The organism is Neobacillus niacini, from assembly GCF_036961885.1.
In the GTDB taxonomy this organism is placed as follows: domain Bacteria; phylum Bacillota; class Bacilli; order Bacillales; family Cytobacillaceae; genus Neobacillus; species Neobacillus niacini_H.
The window spans coordinates 80,306-100,602 of record NZ_JBALNQ010000002.1; the positions used below are offsets into that span (position 1 = coordinate 80,306).

Annotated in this window: 22 protein-coding genes; 19 read left to right on the forward strand and 3 right to left on the reverse strand. The window is 43.8% G+C overall.

Features of this window, described 5'->3' with window-relative positions; translation table 11 throughout:
- Nucleotides 1-7: 7 nt before the first annotated feature.
- From atpG to nuoN, 15 genes are all read left to right on the forward strand, one after another.
- Nucleotides 8-865, forward strand: a complete 858-nt coding sequence (gene atpG / locus V7124_RS01815; protein WP_335415358.1) for an ATP synthase F1 subunit gamma — start codon at nt 8-10, stop codon at nt 863-865.
- A 178-nt stretch (nt 866-1,043) separates the two neighbouring features.
- Entirely contained in the window at nt 1,044-2,465 is a 1,422-nt protein-coding gene (gene atpD, locus V7124_RS01820; RefSeq protein ID WP_335415360.1) for a F0F1 ATP synthase subunit beta, read from the forward strand.
- A gap of 21 nt (nt 2,466-2,486) precedes the next feature.
- Nucleotides 2,487-2,900 carry a F0F1 ATP synthase subunit epsilon gene (locus V7124_RS01825; RefSeq protein ID WP_335415365.1) on the forward strand — a complete coding sequence of 138 codons (414 nt, stop codon included), beginning with the start codon at nt 2,487-2,489 and terminating at the stop codon, nt 2,898-2,900.
- A gap of 578 nt (nt 2,901-3,478) precedes the next feature.
- Nucleotides 3,479-3,685 carry a hypothetical protein gene (locus V7124_RS01830; protein ID WP_335485322.1) on the forward strand — a complete coding sequence of 69 codons (207 nt, stop codon included), beginning with the start codon at nt 3,479-3,481 and terminating at the stop codon, nt 3,683-3,685.
- A 778-nt stretch (nt 3,686-4,463) separates the two neighbouring features.
- On the forward strand, nt 4,464-4,838 hold the full coding sequence (locus V7124_RS01835) for an NADH-quinone oxidoreductase subunit A (protein WP_335415366.1): 375 nt from the start codon (nt 4,464-4,466) through the stop codon (nt 4,836-4,838).
- Nucleotides 4,829-5,341 carry a NuoB/complex I 20 kDa subunit family protein gene (locus tag V7124_RS01840; protein ID WP_132087812.1) on the forward strand — a complete coding sequence of 171 codons (513 nt, stop codon included), beginning with the start codon at nt 4,829-4,831 and terminating at the stop codon, nt 5,339-5,341. Before V7124_RS01835 ends, V7124_RS01840 begins: the two co-directional genes overlap by 10 nt.
- 3 nt (nt 5,342-5,344) lie before the next feature.
- Nucleotides 5,345-6,466: an NADH-quinone oxidoreductase subunit C gene (locus V7124_RS01845; RefSeq protein ID WP_335485325.1), complete on the forward strand. Its 1,122-nt coding sequence runs from the start codon at nt 5,345-5,347 to the stop codon at nt 6,464-6,466.
- Nucleotides 6,467-6,469: 3 nt separating this feature from the next.
- A complete protein-coding gene (locus V7124_RS01850) occupies nt 6,470-7,570 on the forward strand; it encodes an NADH-quinone oxidoreductase subunit D (protein WP_335485328.1) in 1,101 nt (366 codons plus the stop codon).
- A complete protein-coding gene (gene nuoH, locus V7124_RS01855) occupies nt 7,570-8,577 on the forward strand; it encodes an NADH-quinone oxidoreductase subunit NuoH (protein ID WP_335415378.1) in 1,008 nt (335 codons plus the stop codon). Before V7124_RS01850 ends, nuoH begins: the two co-directional genes overlap by 1 nt.
- A gap of 112 nt (nt 8,578-8,689) precedes the next feature.
- A complete protein-coding gene (gene nuoI / locus V7124_RS01860) occupies nt 8,690-9,109 on the forward strand; it encodes an NADH-quinone oxidoreductase subunit NuoI (RefSeq protein ID WP_335415380.1) in 420 nt (139 codons plus the stop codon).
- Nucleotides 9,106-9,624: an NADH-quinone oxidoreductase subunit J gene (locus V7124_RS01865; protein ID WP_335415382.1), complete on the forward strand. Its 519-nt coding sequence runs from the start codon at nt 9,106-9,108 to the stop codon at nt 9,622-9,624. Before nuoI ends, V7124_RS01865 begins: the two co-directional genes overlap by 4 nt.
- Nucleotides 9,621-9,935, forward strand: a complete 315-nt coding sequence (nuoK, locus tag V7124_RS01870) for an NADH-quinone oxidoreductase subunit NuoK (protein WP_335415386.1) — start codon at nt 9,621-9,623, stop codon at nt 9,933-9,935. Before V7124_RS01865 ends, nuoK begins: the two co-directional genes overlap by 4 nt.
- Before the next feature lie 168 nt (nt 9,936-10,103).
- The gene (gene nuoL / locus V7124_RS01875) at nt 10,104-11,966 is read left to right on the forward strand and encodes an NADH-quinone oxidoreductase subunit L (RefSeq protein ID WP_335415388.1); all 1,863 of its coding nucleotides are present in this window, start codon (nt 10,104-10,106) and stop codon (nt 11,964-11,966) included.
- On the forward strand, nt 11,966-13,474 hold the full coding sequence (locus tag V7124_RS01880; RefSeq protein ID WP_335485332.1) for a complex I subunit 4 family protein: 1,509 nt from the start codon (nt 11,966-11,968) through the stop codon (nt 13,472-13,474). Before nuoL ends, V7124_RS01880 begins: the two co-directional genes overlap by 1 nt.
- A 6-nt stretch (nt 13,475-13,480) precedes the next feature.
- Nucleotides 13,481-14,998: an NADH-quinone oxidoreductase subunit NuoN gene (gene nuoN / locus V7124_RS01885; protein ID WP_335485335.1), complete on the forward strand. Its 1,518-nt coding sequence runs from the start codon at nt 13,481-13,483 to the stop codon at nt 14,996-14,998.
- Between the two features lie 129 nt (nt 14,999-15,127).
- Here nuoN and V7124_RS01890 read toward each other — a convergent pair whose 3' ends face one another.
- Nucleotides 15,128-15,718: a general stress protein gene (locus V7124_RS01890; RefSeq protein ID WP_335485338.1), complete on the reverse strand. Its 591-nt coding sequence runs from the start codon at nt 15,716-15,718 to the stop codon at nt 15,128-15,130.
- A 262-nt stretch (nt 15,719-15,980) separates the two neighbouring features.
- Between V7124_RS01890 and V7124_RS01895 the strand changes: the two genes are divergently transcribed.
- A complete protein-coding gene (locus V7124_RS01895; RefSeq protein WP_335415398.1) occupies nt 15,981-16,124 on the forward strand; it encodes a hypothetical protein in 144 nt (47 codons plus the stop codon).
- A gap of 13 nt (nt 16,125-16,137) precedes the next feature.
- Complete coding sequence (locus V7124_RS01900) at nt 16,138-16,614, forward strand: TraR/DksA C4-type zinc finger protein (protein ID WP_335485342.1); 477 nt, start codon at nt 16,138-16,140, stop codon at nt 16,612-16,614.
- Nucleotides 16,615-16,665: 51 nt separating this feature from the next.
- Here V7124_RS01900 and V7124_RS01905 read toward each other — a convergent pair whose 3' ends face one another.
- Together V7124_RS01905 and V7124_RS01910 are read right to left on the reverse strand one after the other, a co-directional pair.
- Entirely contained in the window at nt 16,666-16,830 is a 165-nt protein-coding gene (locus V7124_RS01905; protein WP_335485345.1) for a CsbD family protein, read from the reverse strand.
- Between the two features lie 23 nt (nt 16,831-16,853).
- Nucleotides 16,854-17,093 carry a hypothetical protein gene (locus V7124_RS01910; protein ID WP_335485348.1) on the reverse strand — a complete coding sequence of 80 codons (240 nt, stop codon included), beginning with the start codon at nt 17,091-17,093 and terminating at the stop codon, nt 16,854-16,856.
- A 147-nt stretch (nt 17,094-17,240) separates the two neighbouring features.
- Between V7124_RS01910 and V7124_RS01915 the strand changes: the two genes are divergently transcribed.
- Entirely contained in the window at nt 17,241-18,743 is a 1,503-nt protein-coding gene (locus tag V7124_RS01915) for a mechanosensitive ion channel (RefSeq protein ID WP_335485352.1), read from the forward strand.
- 87 nt (nt 18,744-18,830) lie between these two features.
- The gene (locus tag V7124_RS01920; protein WP_335485355.1) at nt 18,831-20,123 is read left to right on the forward strand and encodes a hemolysin family protein; all 1,293 of its coding nucleotides are present in this window, start codon (nt 18,831-18,833) and stop codon (nt 20,121-20,123) included.
- Nucleotides 20,124-20,297: the final 174 nt, after the last annotated feature.

Here is a 20,297-nt window from a genome sequence, read left to right on the forward strand (position 1 = left end):
AGAACCTATGGCTTCATTACGCGATATAAAATCTCGTATTAATTCTACAAAAAAGATGAGTCAGATTACTAAGGCAATGGAAATGACGTCCGCCGCTAAATGGAACCGTGGAGTTATGAATGCAAAAGCATTTGTACCTTACATGGAAAAAATCCAGGAAGTAACGGCTGCGATTGCAATCGGCAGTAAAGGCGTTCTTCACCCAATGCTCCAATCTCGACCTATTAAGAAAACCGGTTATATTGTTATGACATCTGATCGTGGACTTGCTGGTGCATTTAACAGTAACGTTTTACGTAAAGTATATCAGACCATTCAAGAACGCCATAAATCAAATGATGAGTTCGCGATTATTGCCATCGGTCGTGTTGCACGTGACTTTTTCGTCAAGCGCGGTATGAATGTAGCTCTTGAAATCGTCGGAGTTTCAGATCAGCCAAGTTTTGATAGCATTAAAGCCATGACCAGCGCTACCGTAGGAATGTTCTCGGACGGCACATTTGATGAACTATATGTATATTACACGCACTATAAGAGTGCAATTACCCAAGAAGTAACAGAGAAGAAGCTTCTGCCGTTAACGGATATTTCCACAACAGCTAAGCTTACTTCATATGAGTTCGAGCCATCTGCAGAAGAAATTTTAGAAGTTCTCCTGCCGCAATATGCTGAGAGTTTAATTTATGGTGCTCTATTAGACAGCAAAGCGAGTGAGCACGCGGCCCGAATGACAGCAATGAGAAATGCTACCGACAATGCCGCGGAACTAATAAAATCCTACTCACTATTCTACAACCGTGCCCGTCAAGCAGCGATTACACAAGAACTGACCGAAATCGTCGGCGGTGCATCAGCGTTAGAATAGGAGCAAGACAAAACTTTTTGAAAAATGAACCCTATTTAGGGACCTTAATAAGTTCTGCCATGAGGGAATGTTTTAAGGTTCCCGGCTACATATCAGGACAACAACTAGTAAAGTGTGATTCACTAGGTTCCTTTTTAACAAAAGGGCTTTGTGAAAAAGTAAGTTAGGAGGGAAAATGATGAATAAAGGACGCGTTCTTCAGATTTTGGGTCCGGTTATTGACGTTAAGTTTGAACACGGCCAACTTCCTGAGATTTATAATGCTTTAAGAATCGATTTTAAAGCGCAAAGTCAATCTGAAGTTGACATTAGCTTAACGCTTGAAGTAGCCCTTCATTTAGGTGATGATACGGTTCGTACAATCGCAATGGCTTCTACTGATGGTGTTGTGCGTGGAATGGAAGTTACAGATACAGGTGCACCGATTTCTGTACCAGTAGGTAACGTTACGCTAGGCCGTGTATTTAACGTATTAGGTGAAGTAATTGACCTTAATGAGGAAATTCCAGCGAGTGAACGCCGTGATTCGATTCACCGCGAAGCACCAACGTTTGAAAATCTTTCTACTGAGGTAGAAATTCTTGAAACAGGTATTAAAGTAGTAGACTTACTTGCTCCTTATATTAAGGGTGGTAAGATTGGTCTGTTCGGTGGTGCCGGTGTAGGTAAAACGGTACTAATCCAAGAATTGATCAATAACATCGCGCAAGAGCACAGCGGTATTTCGGTATTCGCTGGTGTTGGTGAGCGTACACGTGAAGGTAATGACCTTTATCATGAAATGACCGATTCAGGCGTTATCAAGCAAACCGCGATGGTATTCGGACAAATGAACGAGCCGCCAGGAGCACGTATGCGTGTTGCCTTGACTGGTTTGACGATGGCTGAATATTTCCGTGATGAGCAAGGACAGGACGTTCTTTTCTTCATGGATAACATTTTCCGTTTCACGCAAGCAGGTTCTGAGGTTTCTGCGCTTTTAGGCCGTATGCCTTCTGCCGTAGGTTACCAGCCAACGCTTGCTACTGAAATGGGTCGTTTGCAAGAGCGTATTACTTCAACAAATACAGGTTCTGTTACTTCAATCCAAGCGATTTATGTACCGGCCGATGACTATACGGATCCGGCTCCGGCTACAACTTTCGCTCACTTAGATGCAACAACAAACCTTGAGCGTAAGCTTTCTGAAATGGGTATCTACCCTGCGGTGGATCCACTTGCTTCGACTTCTCGTGCCTTGTCACCACAAATTGTTGGTGAAGAACACTATGAAGTGGCCCGCCAAGTGCAGCAAACATTACAGCGTTACCGTGAATTACAGGATATCATTGCCATCCTTGGTATGGATGAGCTTTCTGATGATGATAAGTTAACTGTACTACGTGCGCGTCGTGTTCAGAACTTCTTATCACAGAATTTCCACGTTGCTGAACAGTTTACTGGCCAGCCAGGTTCTTATGTACCTGTTAAGGAAACGGTTAAAGGATTCAAGGAAATCCTTGATGGTAAGCATGACCACCTTCCAGAAGATGCATTCCGCTTAGTTGGACGTATTGAGGATGTAGTGGAAAATGCAAAACGCATGGGTGTAGAGGCGTAAAGCCTGTCAGGAGGGTAAAAAATGAAGACGATTAAAGTCAGTGTTGTTACTCCCGATGGCCCGGTGTATGAGTCAGATGTGGAAATGGTAAGTACGAAGGCTCAAAGTGGTGAATTAGGTATTTTACCTGGACATATTCCGATGGTTGCTCCGCTTGCGATTGGAGTTGTGCGTCTCAAGAAATCGGAGAGCAAACAACCGGATCTTATTGCTGTGAGCGGCGGCTTCCTTGAAGTTCGTCCTGAACAAGTAACGATTCTCGCGCAATCCGCTGAAAAAGCAGAGGATATCGACGTGGAACGTGCACTAAGAGCAAAAGAACGTGCCGAGCAGCGGATGAAAGAGCAAAAAGTGGAAGACATCGACTTCCGTCGTGCCGAGCTTGCTCTGCAGCGTGCCGTCAACCGCCTTGCCGTATCGCAAGGTAAAATGTAATGATATAAAAAAAAACCCCCACTTAGTGGGGGTTTTTGTTGTTGTTTGTGGTTTTGGCACATAAAAATGGAATTTGGCACATAAATTTTATTTTTTGGCACATAAATCATAGAATTGGCACATAAGTTTGGTTTTTCTTAAAATAGGTCATTTATTTTGAACCATTGATACCAGAGTAATCTTAGAAACTCACTCAAATTTGGTTAAAAGCACAAAGACAATGACCAAGGCCTGGCGTTCGCCAGGCTTTTATGCTGTTTTGGATGGTGGATCTTTGGTTTGGCACATAAAATGGAATTTTGGCACATAAAGGTGAAATTCGGCACATAAAAATATTGTTTAGCACATAAAGAGTTGGGATTGGCACATAAGTTGGGTTTAACTAAAAGTTCGTCATTTTAGGTTAGGTTTTGGATGAGATAATTAGCTCAAAATAGGGGGAAGGCAGGGATAAATGACGATAGGCCAGTCTTGCGACTGGCTTTTTGTGGTCTTGTTTTGAGGTGTGAATTAATTAGGCAGGTAAACAAGGGGATTTGGCAGGTGAAATTAGGGTAAAGGCAGATGAGTGATTGAAATTGGCAGGTAGAGAAGATGGATTGGCAGGTAGGAATTTGGAGCTAGATGAAATTATGAGAATTAGATGGTTCTTGAAGATTAATAGAGGGGGAGAAATGACGATGGCCAGTCTTGCGACTGGCTTTTTAGCTTTATTTCGGTGGTTTGAATTAAGTAGGCAGGTAAACAAAGGTATTTGGCAGGTGAAATGGAGTTTAGGCAGGTAAGAGCTTAAAAATGGCAGGTGGGGGGAACCGTTTGGCAGGTTAGGATTCAGAGGTATAGGAATTCAAGGGTTACATAGGGAGTTCTGGTCTTGGTTCTGGAATATCTAGGATTTTGGTAGGATGTTGTTTATATTTATTCTTTTTTAATATGAAGTTTTGAATAATTTGGTATATTGTGAGTATGATAGTGTTGATGACTGCAGGAGCTTCTTAAGAAATTGTTTTGGATTTGTTGGTTGTGGATTTATTTTTTGTATATAAGGTTACGATTTAGAGAAGTTTGCATGACAATTCTCACTGACATTCGTTGGAAATTGTTGTTTAATGTCGATAGGTAGTTGATGCGGCTCTTTCGAGCCTGTTGCTAGGCACGTCATCTTCCGCTTGCGCTACAGATCACGTGCATGAGGTTCAAGGTTTTACAATTCGCTTTTGCGTCATCTCTGGGGTGATTTCAAGTAGCCTTTTCTGCGAGATCACGCAACGCTCAGGGGAGGGGGCTTTGTATCTCAACACCGGTTTCGGTTAAAAATTTGAAATTCTATCGCCATGTGCTAACGCACATTGCGCTTCAGCTATCGCTGAAGCTTGCAAAACTTCCCATGTCAAGGCGTTTTTGTGAGCAAGCTCCCAAACGCATGTCATGGGAAGTTTTGCGGCGATAGAATTTCAAATTTTTCGGGGTTGGTGTTGTCGACACAAGTTTGTAACAATGCTATAATGTTATCGGTTACAAGTTTCATTGTTATGAAAATTTACAACATTGGAGGGGATGGGCATGGAGCTTTTGAATGTATATCAGAATAATTATCTGATAGTTTTTGTGTTCCTATGTCTTGGGGTGCTGCTGCCAGTGGTGGCGTTGTATTTAGGTAAGCTTTTGCGTCCTCATAAGCCGAGTGACGAGAAGTATACTACATATGAAAGCGGTATTGATCCATTTCACGATTCCCGTGTACAGTTTAATGTCCGCTATTATATTTTTGCCCTGATGTTTGTTATTTTTGATGTAGAGACTGTATTTTTATATCCATGGGCGGTTGCCTATGAAAAGCTAGGCGTATTCGCGTTAATTGAGATGTTGATTTTCGTTGTTATGCTGTTGATTGGCTTAATCTACGCTTGGAAGAAGAAGGTGCTACAATGGACTTAAAACTAGATGACCTTTCACCATTAGAAATGAAGGAATTAGAAAGAAATGTATTTTTGGCAACGCTGGAGCAAATTAAGGCATGGGCGCGAAGCAGTTCGCTGTACCCGATGACGTTTGGTCTGGCTTGTTGTGCGATTGAGATGATGGGTGTCGGTGGAGCGAACTATGACCTTGACCGGTTTGGATCGTTTTTCCGTACGTCTCCTAGACAATCGGATTGTATGATTGTTTCTGGAACGGTTACGAAAAAAATGGCACCGATTATTCGGCGGTTGTATGATCAAATGCCGGAACCGAAGTGGGTGATTGCGATGGGCTCTTGCGCGACTGCAGGCGGACCGTATGTGAAGTCGTATTCAGTGGTAAAGGGCGTTGACCAAATTGTCCCTGTTGATGTGTATATACCTGGATGCCCGCCAAACCCGGCCGCATTAATTTATGGAATTAATAAATTAAAGGAAAAGATTCGCTATGAGGCGAAGACTGGGAAGAAGGTGATCTAACCGATGAGCGGGGAGAAGGATCTTGACCAATTAAAAAGAGAAGCAGTTGAAAAAGCGAAGGCGGCGGCATTAGCAAAGCGCCAGGCAAAGGCAGCGGGGGAAGTCCCGGGTTCTCCAAAACAGGAGGACAAACCTGCTGAACAAGCGCTTGTTCAGGATGAAAAGCCAGCGGAAACAGCTCAAGAACAACAAATTCAGCCAGCGCAGCCAGCAGAAACTCCAGCACTAGCTGAAGATGGCGACGATCTAGCCAAAAAGAAAGCGGCAGCGGTTGCAAAAGCAAAAGCAGCAGCGGCGGCAAAGCGTAAAGCAATGGATCTTGCGGGTGGCACTGCACCAGCTGAAGAAACTCAGGCACCAGCAACGCCAGCCGAGGAAGCTGAAACTGCTGGAGCAACTGATGATGCCAAGGCAAAAGCAGCAGCGGCGGCCAAAGCGAAGGCAGCGGCAGCAGCAAAGGCGAAGGCAGCAGCAGCGGCCAAAGCGAAAGCTGGAGGCACAGACAGCGCGGACGCTAGTGACGATGATAAGGCGAAGGCAAAAGCAGCAGCAGTGGCGAAAGCCAAAGCGGCAGCAGCCGCCAAGGCCAAAGCAGCGGGAAAACCAGGCGACACAGCCGTAGCTGAAACAGTACCAGCGCAGGTCTCACCGAACCAGCCTTTCCTAGATAAGTACAGGAAGGTTATTGAGGAAAACCTCGGTTCTGATGTTTTAGAAGATTCTTATATTAATAAATTATCTAAAGACGTTCCGACACTTGTTGCGAAGAAAGATACATATTTCAAACTGGCTCAATTTTTAAAATACAATGAGCTCCTAGGGTTCGATTATCTATCTGAGCTGCATGGAACAGATTTTGTTACACATATGGAAGTATATGTTCACTTATTCTCATACAAAAATCGCCAATCAGTGGCGTTAAAAGTGAAGATTGACCGCGATGAACCAACAATCGAGTCCTTGCAGCCAATTTGGGCAGGCGCCAACTGGCCTGAATGCGAAGCTTATGATTTACTAGGAATTAAGTTTACCGGACATCCGAATTTACATCGGATTTTGCTAGGAGAAGATTGGGTTGGCCATCCACTGCGTAAAGATTATGAACCGTATGATGTGGAGGTGTAACCAATGATCAGAACAGAAGAAATGCTGCTTAATGTTGGTCCGCAGCACCCTAGTACACACGGAGTTTTCCGGCTAGTGGTCAAAATTGATGGGGAAATCATCACAGAGGCAACCCCTGTCATCGGTTATTTACACCGCGGCACGGAAAAAATTGCTGAAGATTTGCAGTATACGCAAATTATTCCATATACTGACCGGATGGACTATTTGTCCGCGATGACAAACAACTATGTCATCTGTCATGCCGTCGAAACGATGATGGGAATTCAGGTTCCAGAACGTGCGGATTTCCTTCGTGTCATCGCAATGGAACTGGGCAGGGTTGCGAGCCACCTGGTTGCCTGGGGTACCTATATCCTTGACCTTGGTGCGACGAGCCCGTTCATCTATGCCTTCCGTGACCGTGAAATGATTATCAATATGCTAAACGAATTATCAGGTGCTCGTTTGACCTTCAACTACATGCGTGTTGGCGGGGTCAAGTGGGACGCTCCAGAAGGCTGGGTCGACACGGTAAAGGAATTTATTCCATATATGCGCGAACAGCTCAAGGGCTATCACGACCTCGTATCTGGAAATGAAATCTTTTTAGACCGGGTAAAAGGGGTTGGCATTTATTCAAAGGAAGAGGCCATCAACTATTCACTCAGCGGTCCGAACCTGCGCAGTACCGGCGTGAAATGGGACCTGCGTAAAGATGAGCCATATTCCATTTATGACCGCTTCGACTTTAACGTGGTCACAAGGGAAGAAGGAGACTGCTTGGCACGCTACTATGTGCGCCTTGAAGAAATCGAAGAATCCTTGAAAATTCTCGAGCAGGCATGCGACCAATTCCCTGCAGAAGGCGAAATCATGGCGAAAGTACCAAAAATTATTAAACCACCAAAAGGAGAAGCATTTGTAAGAATTGAAGGACCACGCGGTGAAATTGGCTGCTATATTTCTAGTGATGGTAAAAAAGAACCGTACCGTTTGAAGTTTAGAAGACCTTCATTCTATAATCTACAAATTCTTCCGAAATTATTAATAGGCCAAAATATTGCAAACTTGGTTGCCATTTTAGGGGCAGTTGATATTGTCCTTGGGGAGGTGGACGGATAATGGTAGAAGAATTACTCCAATCTAGTCCAGGCATAGCGAACTTTGGAATCTTCTTTTTATTGGGAGCGGTTTTACTATTAATCGTCTTAGGTTTCGTAACCTATGGAATTTTAGCAGAACGAAAGGTAATGGGCTACATGCAGCTGCGCCATGGTCCAAACCGAGTCGGTGGAAAATGGGGACTACTGCAAACCGTAGCCGACGTTCTCAAGCTATTACTAAAAGAAGATATTATCCCAAAAGCAGCAGACAAACCATTATTTATCATAGCACCCGTCATTGCCTTTGCACCGTCATTCATGGTGCTGGCGGCCATCCCGTTTACCGACAAATTTCAATTTGCCGATATCGGAGTCGGACTTCTCTATTATATTGCTATTTCCGGAATGACCGTATTTGGAATGGTTCTTGGCGGCTGGGCATCCAACAATAAATATGCGCTCTTAGGGGGCATGCGTGCAGGAGCACAAATGATCTCCTATGAAATACCGCTCGTCATGGCCGTACTGGGAGTCATCCTATTAACCGGAAGCTTAAACTTAAATGATATCGTCGCACAACAAAAAGAAACGGCTTGGTTTATTCTCTTGCAGCCAGTGGCGTTTGTCGTATTCTTCATCGCCTCGATTGCCGAATTAAACCGGACACCGTTTGACTTACCGGAAGCCGAAAACGAATTAGTTGCGGGTTATCACGTTGAGTATTCAGGTTTCCGCTGGGCATTTTTCATGCTCGCCGAATATGTATACCTATTTGCGATGTCCGCATTGATTACCGTTATCTTTCTTGGAGGCTGGCTGCCGCCGTTTGAGTTCCTTGGCTTCATTCCAGGCGCCGTTTGGTTCTCTGTTAAATTCAGTGCCGTCGTCTTTGTATATATCTGGCTGCGCAGTACACTGCCGCGATTCCGCGTCGACAGACTCATGGAGTTCGGCTGGAAAGTTCTTTTCCCAGTAGCACTAGCCAACATATTCTTAACAGCGTTAATCAAAACATTATTTTTCTAAAAGATTTTTTTGAAAAAGGAACCGTAGGGAGCGTTCGCGATAGGCGAAGTCCTTGAAAGAGCTCGCCAACGATTCCAGCGTGAATTTTTAAAATGAAAAAGGGGTGAAAAACGTGCTTGGATTTACAAAAGGCTTGAAATATACCCTAAAACAATTGACCAAAGAAAAGGTAACCTATAAATATCCAGATGAGCCGCTTCCGCTGCCGGACCGCTTCCGCGGTATTCAAAAGTTCTACCCGGAAAAGTGCATCGTCTGCAATCAATGCATGAACATTTGCCCGACAGAATGTATTAATTTAACGGGTAAAAAGCATCCGGATCCTGCGAAAAAGGGGAAAATCATCGATACCTACGATATTAACTTCGAGATTTGTATCCTTTGTGACCTTTGTACGGAGGTTTGCCCGACAGAAGCGATTATTATGACGAATAATTTTGAGTTAGCTGAATACAGCCGTGATATGTTATTTAAAAACCTTGAATGGTTAGATGAGAACGATGAAAACGTACGGCAGGTGAATAAACCATGATATTTACAGGCGAGTTTATCGCATTTATGGGCCTCGCGCTTGTAGCAATTATTGGCGGCGTCCTGTTATTGAACCTTACCAAAGTCGTGCATATGGTCGTTTCCCTTATTTTTACCTTCGTTGCGATTGCCGGTATTTACGTCCTACTGTCAGCTGAATTTGTTGCGGCCGTGCAGGTCTTGATTTATTCCGGTGCAATTACGATTATCATGCTATTTGGAATCATGTTAACGAAGCACGATGATGAAGGGGAAACAACCACAGGCAAATGGAGAAAGGTGCTGCTTTTCCTAGGTGTACTCGGCTTTGCAGTTGCCGTGTACGTTGGAATATACGATTTCAACGTCGTCCAAGTTCCAACAGACCTGCATGTAAACAATACCATGAAAATTGGAGAAGCCCTTTATTCTAAATGGGTGATTCCGTTTGAACTAACGTCTGTTTTACTATTGGTCGCACTTGTTGGTTCGATTGTTCTGGCAAAGAAAGAAGAGAAGGAGGATGGTAAGGAATGAGTTCAGTTCCAGCTTCAGCCTTCTTGGTACTAGCACTGATTCTATTCTGTATCGGTTTATACGGGGCACTGACAAAGAGAAACACCGTCATCGTCCTCATTTCGATCGAACTCATGCTAAATGCCGTTAATATTAACCTAGTCACCTTCAGTAAATACGGAGTGGCGCCATCCATTACCGGTCAAATTTTCGCCTTGTTCTTGATCAGCGTAGCCGCTGCAGAAGCAGCCGTCGGTCTAGCCATCCTAATGGCCCTATACCGCAACCGCAAAACCGTCAACATCGACGAAATGGACACAATGAAAAATTAGAAATGGTTTCAGTGAATAGTAATTTTTTTTTAAATGATGCGGTGCCTGTCACCGCAAAAAGACACTGTCCGTCCCAGATGGACAAATTGGTAATTATTGGTGTCTGTCTCAGGTGGACAGTGTCCACGAGCGGTGACAGGCACCATTCTTAAAAAGGGGATTGTGATGATGATGGAAAATGCATGGATCATACCGCTTTTCCCGCTATTATCGTTTTTGATTCTTCTTCTATTTGGGAAGCGGTTGAGGGAAGCGAGTGCTTATGTGGGGATTCTCGCGACGCTTGCTTCGCTTGTGTATTCGTTGTTGGTGTTGTTCGAGCGTTTCTCACAAACCACGTTTAAAACTTCAACGGAGTGGCTCAGGATAGGAGATATTTCTTTAACAGCGGGCTTTGAAGTGAATCAATTGAATGCATTAATGCTTGTGATTGTCTCGCTCGTCAGCTTCCTGGTACATACATATTCGAAAGCGTATATGGACGGGGATGAGCGATTTCCAGTATTCTATGCCTATTTAGGACTATTTACGTTTGCGATGCTTGGGCTGGTCATCTCGCCAAACCTGCTGCAAACTTATATTTTCTGGGAGCTCGTCGGAGTCGGTTCCTTCCTCTTAATTGGATTCTATTTCAACAAAGAAGAGGCGAAGGCTGCGGCAAAAAAAGCATTCATTATGACCCGGATTGGGGACGTTGGTCTCTTTATCGGGATGATTTTATTATTTTGGCAAACAAAAAGCTTTGAATACAGTGAGATTTTCCAGGCCGTCGAGGCTGGCGCGATCTCAAACTCAATGATTACCTTAACAGCGATCTTAATCTTCATCGGTGCTGTTGGGAAATCAGGTCAGTTCCCGCTCCACACCTGGTTACCGGACGCGATGGAAGGTCCGACACCTGTTTCTGCGTTAATCCACGCGGCAACAATGGTTGCAGCCGGTGTTTACTTAGTGGCTGCCCTATTCCCGCTGTTCGCAGCGAGTGAAACCGCACTATTGACGATTGCGATTATCGGTGCCTTTACGGCAATTTTCGCAGCAAGTATCGGTCTCGTCCAAACAGATATTAAGCGTGTATTGGCGTACTCAACCGTCAGCCAGCTTGGTTATATGATGCTTGCATTAGGTTCAGCAGGCTATGTTGCCGGTGTTTTCCACCTGATGACACATGCCTTCTTCAAAGCATTACTGTTCCTAGCGGCCGGAAGCGTCATCCATGCGGTACATACACAAAATATCGAAGAAATGGGCGGACTTTGGAAAAAGCTAAAGTTTACCGGACCACTATTCTTAATCGGAACACTCGCGATCAGCGGTGTACCATTGTTTTCAGGTTTCTTCAGTAAAGACGAAATTTTAATCGCAGCCTGGGAAGGCGGACATCCATTCCTGTTCTTACTAGCGCTTGCAGCGGCATTCATGACCGCATTTTACATGTTCCGCTTGTTCTTCATGGTATTTACCGGTGAAGCACGCAGTCCATTGAAAAATGTTCACGAATCACCATCGTTGATGACCTACCCAATGATTCTTCTTGGCGTGTTAGCCATCATCGCAGGTTACGTGCAGACACCATTCAATCACAACCTGGGCGCATGGCTCGTTGACGGCAATGAAGCACTCGGACATAGTCATATCGAAGGTCCAATCTGGATTATGATTGCAGCAACCGTAGTTTCCTTAGCAGGTATCTACCTTGCTTACCTGATTTACTACAAGCGTTCAGTGGCACGCAACTGGCTTTCTGGCAGCGGCGATTCACTGCACACCATTCTTACAAACAAGTATTACATTGACGAATTCTATCAAATGTCAGTGGTAGCTATCACAAAAGGAATCAGCTACTTCCTGCGCTTCATTGATGTTTTCTTAGTAGAGGGAATCATGAAGGCCGTAGCCGGAATTGTCCAAGGGCTAGGCGCAGCAGGATCGAAGCTGCAATCCGGTCAAACTCAAACCTATGCAGCCTTTGCCTTCGTCGGTCTGGCACTGCTAGCGGTCATCTTTGTGTTAACAGGGGGGTACTTATAATGGATCTTTCTTTCGTTCTATCACTATTAGTATTCTCCCCGTTACTCGGTATCATCGTGTTAGCATTCATGCCGAGAACACAGGAAAAAATGATCAAAATCGTCGGCTTCCTAGCCACACTGCCTGCACTGGGAATCGCGGCCGGTCTTTATCTCCATTACCTATGGGGCAAGGACCTCAGTGACTTTAACGTGGCCAAGGACTGGATTACCTTCGGTGGTCTCCAAGGCACCGAAGCAGGTTACTGGCAAGTAAACTATGAACTTGGTGTCAGCGGATTAACCATGCTGTTAGTCGTCCTGACAGCACTAGTAGCAACACTCGCAAGCATTGCCTCCATTTATATTAAAAAAGAATGGAAAGGCTACTTCATGCTGTTCCTGCTGCTAGAAATCGGTATGCTCGGCGTCTTTACAGCAGAAAACTTAATTCTATTTTTCTTATTCTTTGAAATTACCTTAATTCCAACCTTCTTCTTAATTGGAAAATGGGGCTATTTTGAAAAAGAAAAAGCTGCTTACAGCTTCTTAATCTACAACGGTTTAGGCTCAGCCGTACTCCTAATCGTGATTATGATCTTGTTTGCGAAAACCGGCACAACCAATATTGAAATCTTAACGCAAATTATGAATGATCCAAATATCCCGCTTTCGGGCGAGTTAAAATTAGGGCTATTGATTGCACTATTAGTCGCATTCGGCGTCAAATTGCCAATCTTCCCGTTACACAGCTGGATGCTTCGCGTTCACGTCCAAGCACCGCCATCCATTGTGATGATTCACTCTGGTATTCTATTGAAAATCGGTGCGTACGGCTTAATTCGTTTTGGAATGGGAATCTTTCCAGAGCAGTTTGAAACCTTGGCGGTACTGCTAGCTGTTCTTGGGGTGATTAACCTCCTCTATGGAGCATTCCTTGCGTTCATTCAAACAGACTTTAAAATGGTTTTGGCCTACTCCTCGATTTCTCATATGGGAATCGTGTTAATCGGTCTAGCAGCGATGAACGAGGCAGGCGTCCAAGGCGCAATTTTCCAAGTGGTTTCACATGGATTAATCTCAGCGCTATTGTTCTTCCTAGTGGGTGCCTTCTATGAGCGCACAGATACGTCACTCATCGAAAACCTGGGCGGAATGGCAAAAGGAATGCCAATTGCTTCCGGCTTCTTGCTCGCAGGCGCACTTGCTTCACTCGGCTTGCCAGGAATGTCCGGCTTTGTCAGCGAATTTATGGCGTTCTTAGGACTATTCGAAGAAATGCCATGGATTGCCGCAATCGGCTGCATTGGAATTATCATGACCGCTGTCTATTTATTACGTGCCGTTCTCGGCATTACGTACGGAAAGGCACACCGTGACTTTACAGGAATCGTCGATATCAAAGGCGTCGAATGGGTTCCGGTCCTTGTGCTGATGGCATTAATCGTATTAATCGGAGTCGTACCAAGCGTTCTAAGCTCACCGCTTCAAGCCACACTTGAAACGATTATGCTAGGGTTAGGAGGGTGATGAAGGATGAGTCTTGAGGATTTAACATCATATAATTGGGGCATCATGACACCAGAGTTCATCATCGTTGGTGTTGCAGCGCTTCTCACACTAATAGATTTATTTATGCCGAAAAAACAGGACCGCCGCATCCTTGGCTGGATTGCCATCGCAGCCATCATTGCCGCCATCGTTTCCGTCATTGGACTCCTTGGTGCTGCGCCTGAATCGATTTTAGACGATACTTTCCGGCTTGATTCTTTTGGAAAAGCATTTAAGCTTCTTCTTCTTGCAGGGTCAGCGCTTGTACTATTTTTAGCTGTCTCCTACAAGGCTGATCAGGGGATGGAAGAATACCGCGGTGAATTTTATTATTTATTCCTAACCGGATTGCTCGGCGGAATGATTATGACATCCTCGGGTGACTTAATCACATTATTTATCGGGTTAGAGTTGTTATCAATTTCATCTTATATCTTAGCGGGTATTCGCAAGCACAACTTGCAATCAAACGAGTCGGCAATGAAATATGTGATTAACGGTTCGATTGCGACGGCGATTACCATGTTCGGGATGAGTTATGTTTACGGCTTAACGGGCACAACGAATTTACTAGCCATCGCGGGCACACTACAAGGCTTAGCGGATGCGCAGCATGCGTATTTGCTCGGATTATCGTTTTTAATGATATTCGTGGGTTTAGCCTTTAAATTGGCGGCCGCTCCATTCCATATGTGGGCGCCTGACGTTTACCAAGGGGCACCGACACCGGTTACCGCCTTCTTAAGCGTTGTTTCCAAGACGGCTGGATTCGTGATTGTTGCGCGGATTTTGATTTCTGTCTTTGGAGTTGCGGCATCAGAAGGTCCACAATCAATGCCAATTCTTTATAACATGCAGGATTACATCGCGGTTGTGGCTGGGGCGACGATGATCATCGGAAACGTGGTCGCACTGAAACAAACAAATATAAAAAGAATGTTTGCTTACTCAAGTATCGCCCATGCCGGTTATGTGCTAGTGGCGTTTACATCATTGAGCTCAAACTTCTTTTACACCGTTTGGTTCTATTTATTAGCTTACCTGTTCATGAATCTCGGAGCTTTTGCGGTCATTCAGTTAGTGGAAGCAAAGACGGGTTCAACAAGGATTGCTGATTTCGCGGGCTTGTACCGCCGTTCACCGCTGTTAGCAGTGGCGATGGGAGTGTTATTGGTCGGATTAGCTGGCTTCCCAGGAACAGCAGGCTTCATCGGGAAGATGAACATCTTTATCGGTGCCTTCATGGTGCCAGAACCACATTATGTATTAGCATCCGTGATGATCGCTACAACCGTCGTCTCGTATTTTTACTATTTTGGTATCATGACACAAATGTTCTTCCGCCCAGCAGCGGATGACAGCAAGTTTTCGAAAATTCCAGTGGGAATCCTGGTTGTGTTAATCGTCACCGTCGCAGCGTCTGTATTGTTTGGGGTATTCCCAGACATCGCCATCGACTTCGTGAACGAAAACTTCAACCACTTCGGGGACTTTTTAAGATAGCCGGTAACTTTGGGGGAAGAAATCGGTTATGGTCGAAAAAGGGGTAACATATATAGCAAAAGAAGAGGCGTTGGGAGCCTCTTCGGAGCAAAGAAACGGTCCTTTAAAAGGACCGTTTCTTTTGTGTAATTATTGTAGTGGATTAGGGATTCGTCTTTTTTCCTGCAGATCTTCCGTAGATTCCATATTGTTTATTTCATCGTCAAGTTTTTCCACTTTGCCCCAATCATGTGTCACGTTTGCTTCCGCCACTGAATGATTGTCATTTAAATTATCGGGATGTCCATTCTTTGTTAAAACTAAAATTTTTCCCTCTTTAACGGAGTTCCCATAGTATTCTGCTTCATGGTCGGGAATTCCTATCGTTACTAGCGCTCCCGTTAAACCACCTAAACCGGCTCCCGCAACCGCTCCTATTAAACTTGAAGCAATCGGACCAGCGGCGACGATTGGGCCGACTCCGGGAATTGCCAAAGCACCTACTCCAACTAAAAAACCAGTTAAGCCACCCAGCGTACCACCCGCTAATGCTCCTGTAGCCGCACTTTCTTCCGCTACCGTACCTGTTTCGTCAGCAATATAATTCACATGTTTGAGATTTTTACCAATGACGCAAATATCTTGTTTATCGTATCCTTGTCGAATAAGACCCTCAATAGCTAGAATCGCATCTTGTTCTGAATCATAAACACCTACAACGTTCCTTTCAGGATTGACCATTTTATTTCCTCCTTTTATATTTTGGTACTCTTTAATTACCCGTTAAACAAAATCTGAAACTATTTTATAGATTACAAGTATTTCAAAAGTGTTAAACAGAGAAAAAAGAGTTTTAGAATGGGTAGTAGGTGGTACAACATAAGCAAGGGTTAAAACCAGTTAACATGAATAAAGAAAATGATCGATTTACTAGAATAAGAAAGAAGCTTGTGCAAATTTGTGCAAGCTTCTTTCTTGAATTGAATTTAGAGGAGGACTGGATATGAAACGATTTTTATCGATGAGAGGACTCTTAACGGTACTAGGAATGGGGGTATCAGCCGCAAAGTGGTTAGCCTCTGAACCGAACCGAATGAAGGTAAAAAAGGTTCTCGGAAAATTAAACATTACACCTTCACGAAGGTAAGGAGGGAAAATAAATGTTGTCGAAAGAAGAACAGATGTATTTTAAGAAAAGATTATTACAATTGAAACAAGAAACCATTCAAATGGTAGAAGCCAGTGAGCCTTTATCGTTCGAAGATTACGGAGAATTAACAAGCTATGATAATCATTTTGCGGATACGGCCACACAATTAGAAGAACGAGAAAAACAAAGGGGTTTGCATGATACAGCAAACAATCTCCTTGAAGAAGTGAATGAGGCTTTGGAGCGGATTAACACAGGAACTTATGGCGTTTGTGTGGATACAGGAGAAACCATTTCCTATGAAAGACTTAAAGCCCTGCCGTATGCCAAACGAACGGTAGAAGCACAAAAAGAGCATGAGAAAGAGAAACTTACCAGTCTACCAGAGGATCAGTCATTTTTAACCCCAGAGGAAGATGTAAGAGGAGATAAGCGGATTCAGACCGCGGATGAATTGATAAACGTGCATGGAAACTCATCGTCATAAAAATATATATAGAAAAAGCAGAGGCGGGGGGGAGCCTCTGCTTTTTGGTGCTTAAAATTTGTCTTTCACTTTTCCATAGCCTTCTCGTAGTTTCCCTTTCAGCTTGTCCATTTTCCCATCATTCTCGGTCGCAGGCTGGTCGGATAATTTACCCCACTGCTCTTTTGCCTCGCCCTTTACTTGTTCAAAGCTTCCTTTAATCTGATCTTTATTCATTATTGTTTCCTCCTTTTATACGATTAAGGGTTGGGTGAATCAACAGCGTCCTTATTCTCACCATCACTAACTCCATTATCCTGGTCGACGCCATCACCGACACCATTATCATTTAAATTTTCCTTTGTCCCTGGGTCGATAGCATCCTTTTTCTCACCGTCGCTGATACCATTATCCTGGTCGACACCATCGCCGCAGCCTACTAATAGACCTAATGATAATAATGCAGTCATTCCACCTGTTAACCATGTTTTTTTGCTCATTTTGACTCCTCCTTTGTTTGTCGAACATGTTGGGTGTATTCCCGGTAACCGTGAAAGTGAAACCTTTTTTCGATAAAAAATTACAAGGTTTTGATTTGTGCTAGACCGGGTATTACCTTAGCAAATCGAGAAAAGGAGAGATGATACATGAACGTAGAACATATGATGACGGGTTGGTACATATACACGGACCGAATTCCCCACTTTCTTTTGGCCCTTCTAGTCCTATTAATTGGCTGGCTGGCAGCAAAGGGAATTGGCAAAGCCGTAGAAACTGCACTTGAGAGAACCACGTTAGACGATAAACTTTTTTCCGGTTTTAAAAATAAAAAGTATCCGACTGAAAAAATTATCGGAAAAATCGTCTATTACACATTACTCGTAATCGTCTGGATTATCTTTTTCAATATGCTGAACTTAGGCTTGATTGCGGAGCCGCTTGTAAACATGGTCTCAACCATGACAGCAGCCATTCCTCTTCTATTAAAAGCAGCACTGACGCTTTTATTGGCCTGGGTGATTGCTTTCGTACTGCGTTATCTATTTATAAAAGGGGCAGGGATGATCCATTTAGGAGGAAAGCTTGTTAAATGGAAAATGGCAAATAACGCCCTAGAAGCCTCCAATAGAATCAATGGTATCGGCATGGCAATCTTCTATTTTGTATTGCTGTTATTTATTCCAGCAGTCCTTGGGGCGCTAGAATTAGAAGGGATCTCAGAACCTTTTTCAAATGCACTGACGATGATGTTAACATTTATTCCTAAGTTATTTGCAGCCGTCCTGATTGTGTTAATCGGCTGGTTAATTGCTAAAATTGTCCGAGATATTTTAACGAACTTTTTAAAAAGTATCGGCTCTGACAAGCTCGGTTCGCGGTTTGGATTTTTGCAAAATGGTAAAGAGGCGACGAGTCTTTCCACCATCATCGGAAATGTTGTATTTATCCTAATATTAATTCCAGTCATCATAACAGCATTGGAAAAATTAGAACTAAATGGTATATCTGAACCGGCCATTGCCATGCTTCAAAAGGTTCTATCCATGGTTCCAAATATGATCGTTGCTGTCCTGCTTATTTTTACAGGGATTTGGCTTGGAAAATGGGTGGGGAAATGGGTAACACAAATGCTATGGCGCTTGCGCTTCGATCAAGTCTTTCACCAGATGGGGATTGGTGCAGTATCACCAGAACTTTCAAAGTATACGCTGTCGCAAATGGTGGGAGTACTGGCTAAAATAATTATTGTCCTCTTGTTTACCGTAGAAGCCTTACAAATTGTTCAGTTAGACTTCTTAGTTACATTGGCAACCGGTGTAATTGCCTATCTGCCCATGCTATTGACGGCAATCCTCATTCTTGGAATTGGATTATACGTAGGACAGTTTGTGGAACGAATTCTCCAAACCATCGTCCAACACAACTATTCGAGAATGCTTGCAAGAATCGCTAAATATACAATCTTAACCATCACGGTGTTTATGGCGCTTGATCAATTAGGTGTAGCCCATTCGATTGTTAATGCTGCTTTCATCCTTGTTTTAGGTGGATTAGCAATGGCTTTTGGATTGGCATTCGGACTCGGCGGAACAGAGTTTGCTAGAAAATATCTAGGAAAGCTCGACAATAAATTGGAAGGTGGAAAATAGAGAACGCAGACAATCCGAAATCCACACGTGATTTCGGATTGTTTTTTAAAAAGGCTGTTTTTTGCTTAAAAGGAGGTGCAGTTTTCAATGCTGGTGGTTCAATTACTAACTTTTGTCTTATTAATTGTCTTAACAGCTTTCTTTGTGGCTGTCGAGTTTGCGATTGTAAAAGTAAGGGGTTCAAGGATCGATCAGCTTGTGGCGGAAGGAAGAAGGAATGCGGCAGCCGCGAAAAGGGTTGTTTCCCAATTGGATGAATATCTGTCAGCTTGCCAGCTGGGAATTACGGTAACGGCTTTAGGTCTTGGCTGGCTGGGAGAACCGACGGTGGAAAGACTTTTTCAACCTTTATTCGCGGTGCTTCCTATTAGTGCAGGTGTTTCACATTTTATATCTTTGGTATTTGCGTTTGCCTTTGTCACCTTTATTCATGTCGTGGTAGGAGAATTAGCTCCTAAGTCTGTGGCCATTCAAAAATCGGAACAAGTGACCTTGCTATTCGCACGACCGATTATGTTGTTTTACAAATTGATGTATCCGGTTATTTGGAGTTTAAACCATTCTGCACGGAGGCTGGTTGGTCTGTTTGGAATAAAGCCAGCATCTGAACATGAATTGTCGCACTCGGAGGAGGAGCTGAGAATTCTCCTGTCGGAAAGCTATAAAAGTGGGGAAATCAACCGGAATGAATGGCGCTATGTGAACAATATCTTTGAATTTGATGAACGAATAGCGAAAGAAATTATGGTACCGCGCACGGAAATGATCTGTATCCATGTCGACGATGGCCTGGAGGATGTGGCTCAAAGACTGAGGATGGAAAATTATACCCGCTATCCGGTGATAGATGGTGATAAAGATCATATCCTGGGTGTGCTCAATGTGAAAATGTTAGTAACAGCAAGGCTAGCAGATAAACCAGTGAATATCAGGGAGTTAACACGGCCAATCATTCGCGTCATTGAAACAGTTCCAATCCATGATTTGCTGGTACGAATGCAGACCGATGGCATCCATATGGCCATTTTATCGGATGAATATGGCGGCACCTCTGGTTTAGTGACGGTAGAAGATTTGATTGAAGAAATCATTGGTGAAATAAAAGATGAATTCGACCGCGATGAAGTTTCGAAGATTCGCAGGCTAAAGCGCAACGAGTACATCCTCGATGCCAAGGTCCCGATTCGCGAGGTAAACAAGATTTTTAGGATTGACCTTTCTAGTGAAGACGTGGATACTATTGGCGGCTGGTTTCTTTCCAATAAAGGTGATGCCGAAGTGACCGTCGGTGAGGAAGTGGAAGTGGAAGGCTGCAGGTTCAGGATCCATGAGGCCGATGGCTATCATATTAAGTATTTGGAAGTGAAGAAAATAGGTTGAAATTGATAAATACCTAGGCCTGGCATTCGCCGGGCCTTTTCAGCGTTTAGTGGGGTGGTGGGATGAATGGGCAGATAGAATCCTGATTTTTGGCAGGTAGAGAGGTGAAAAAGGCAGATAAGAACAGCAAATGGGCAGATAGAAAAATTTGAGCACTACATCTCCTATTAAAGT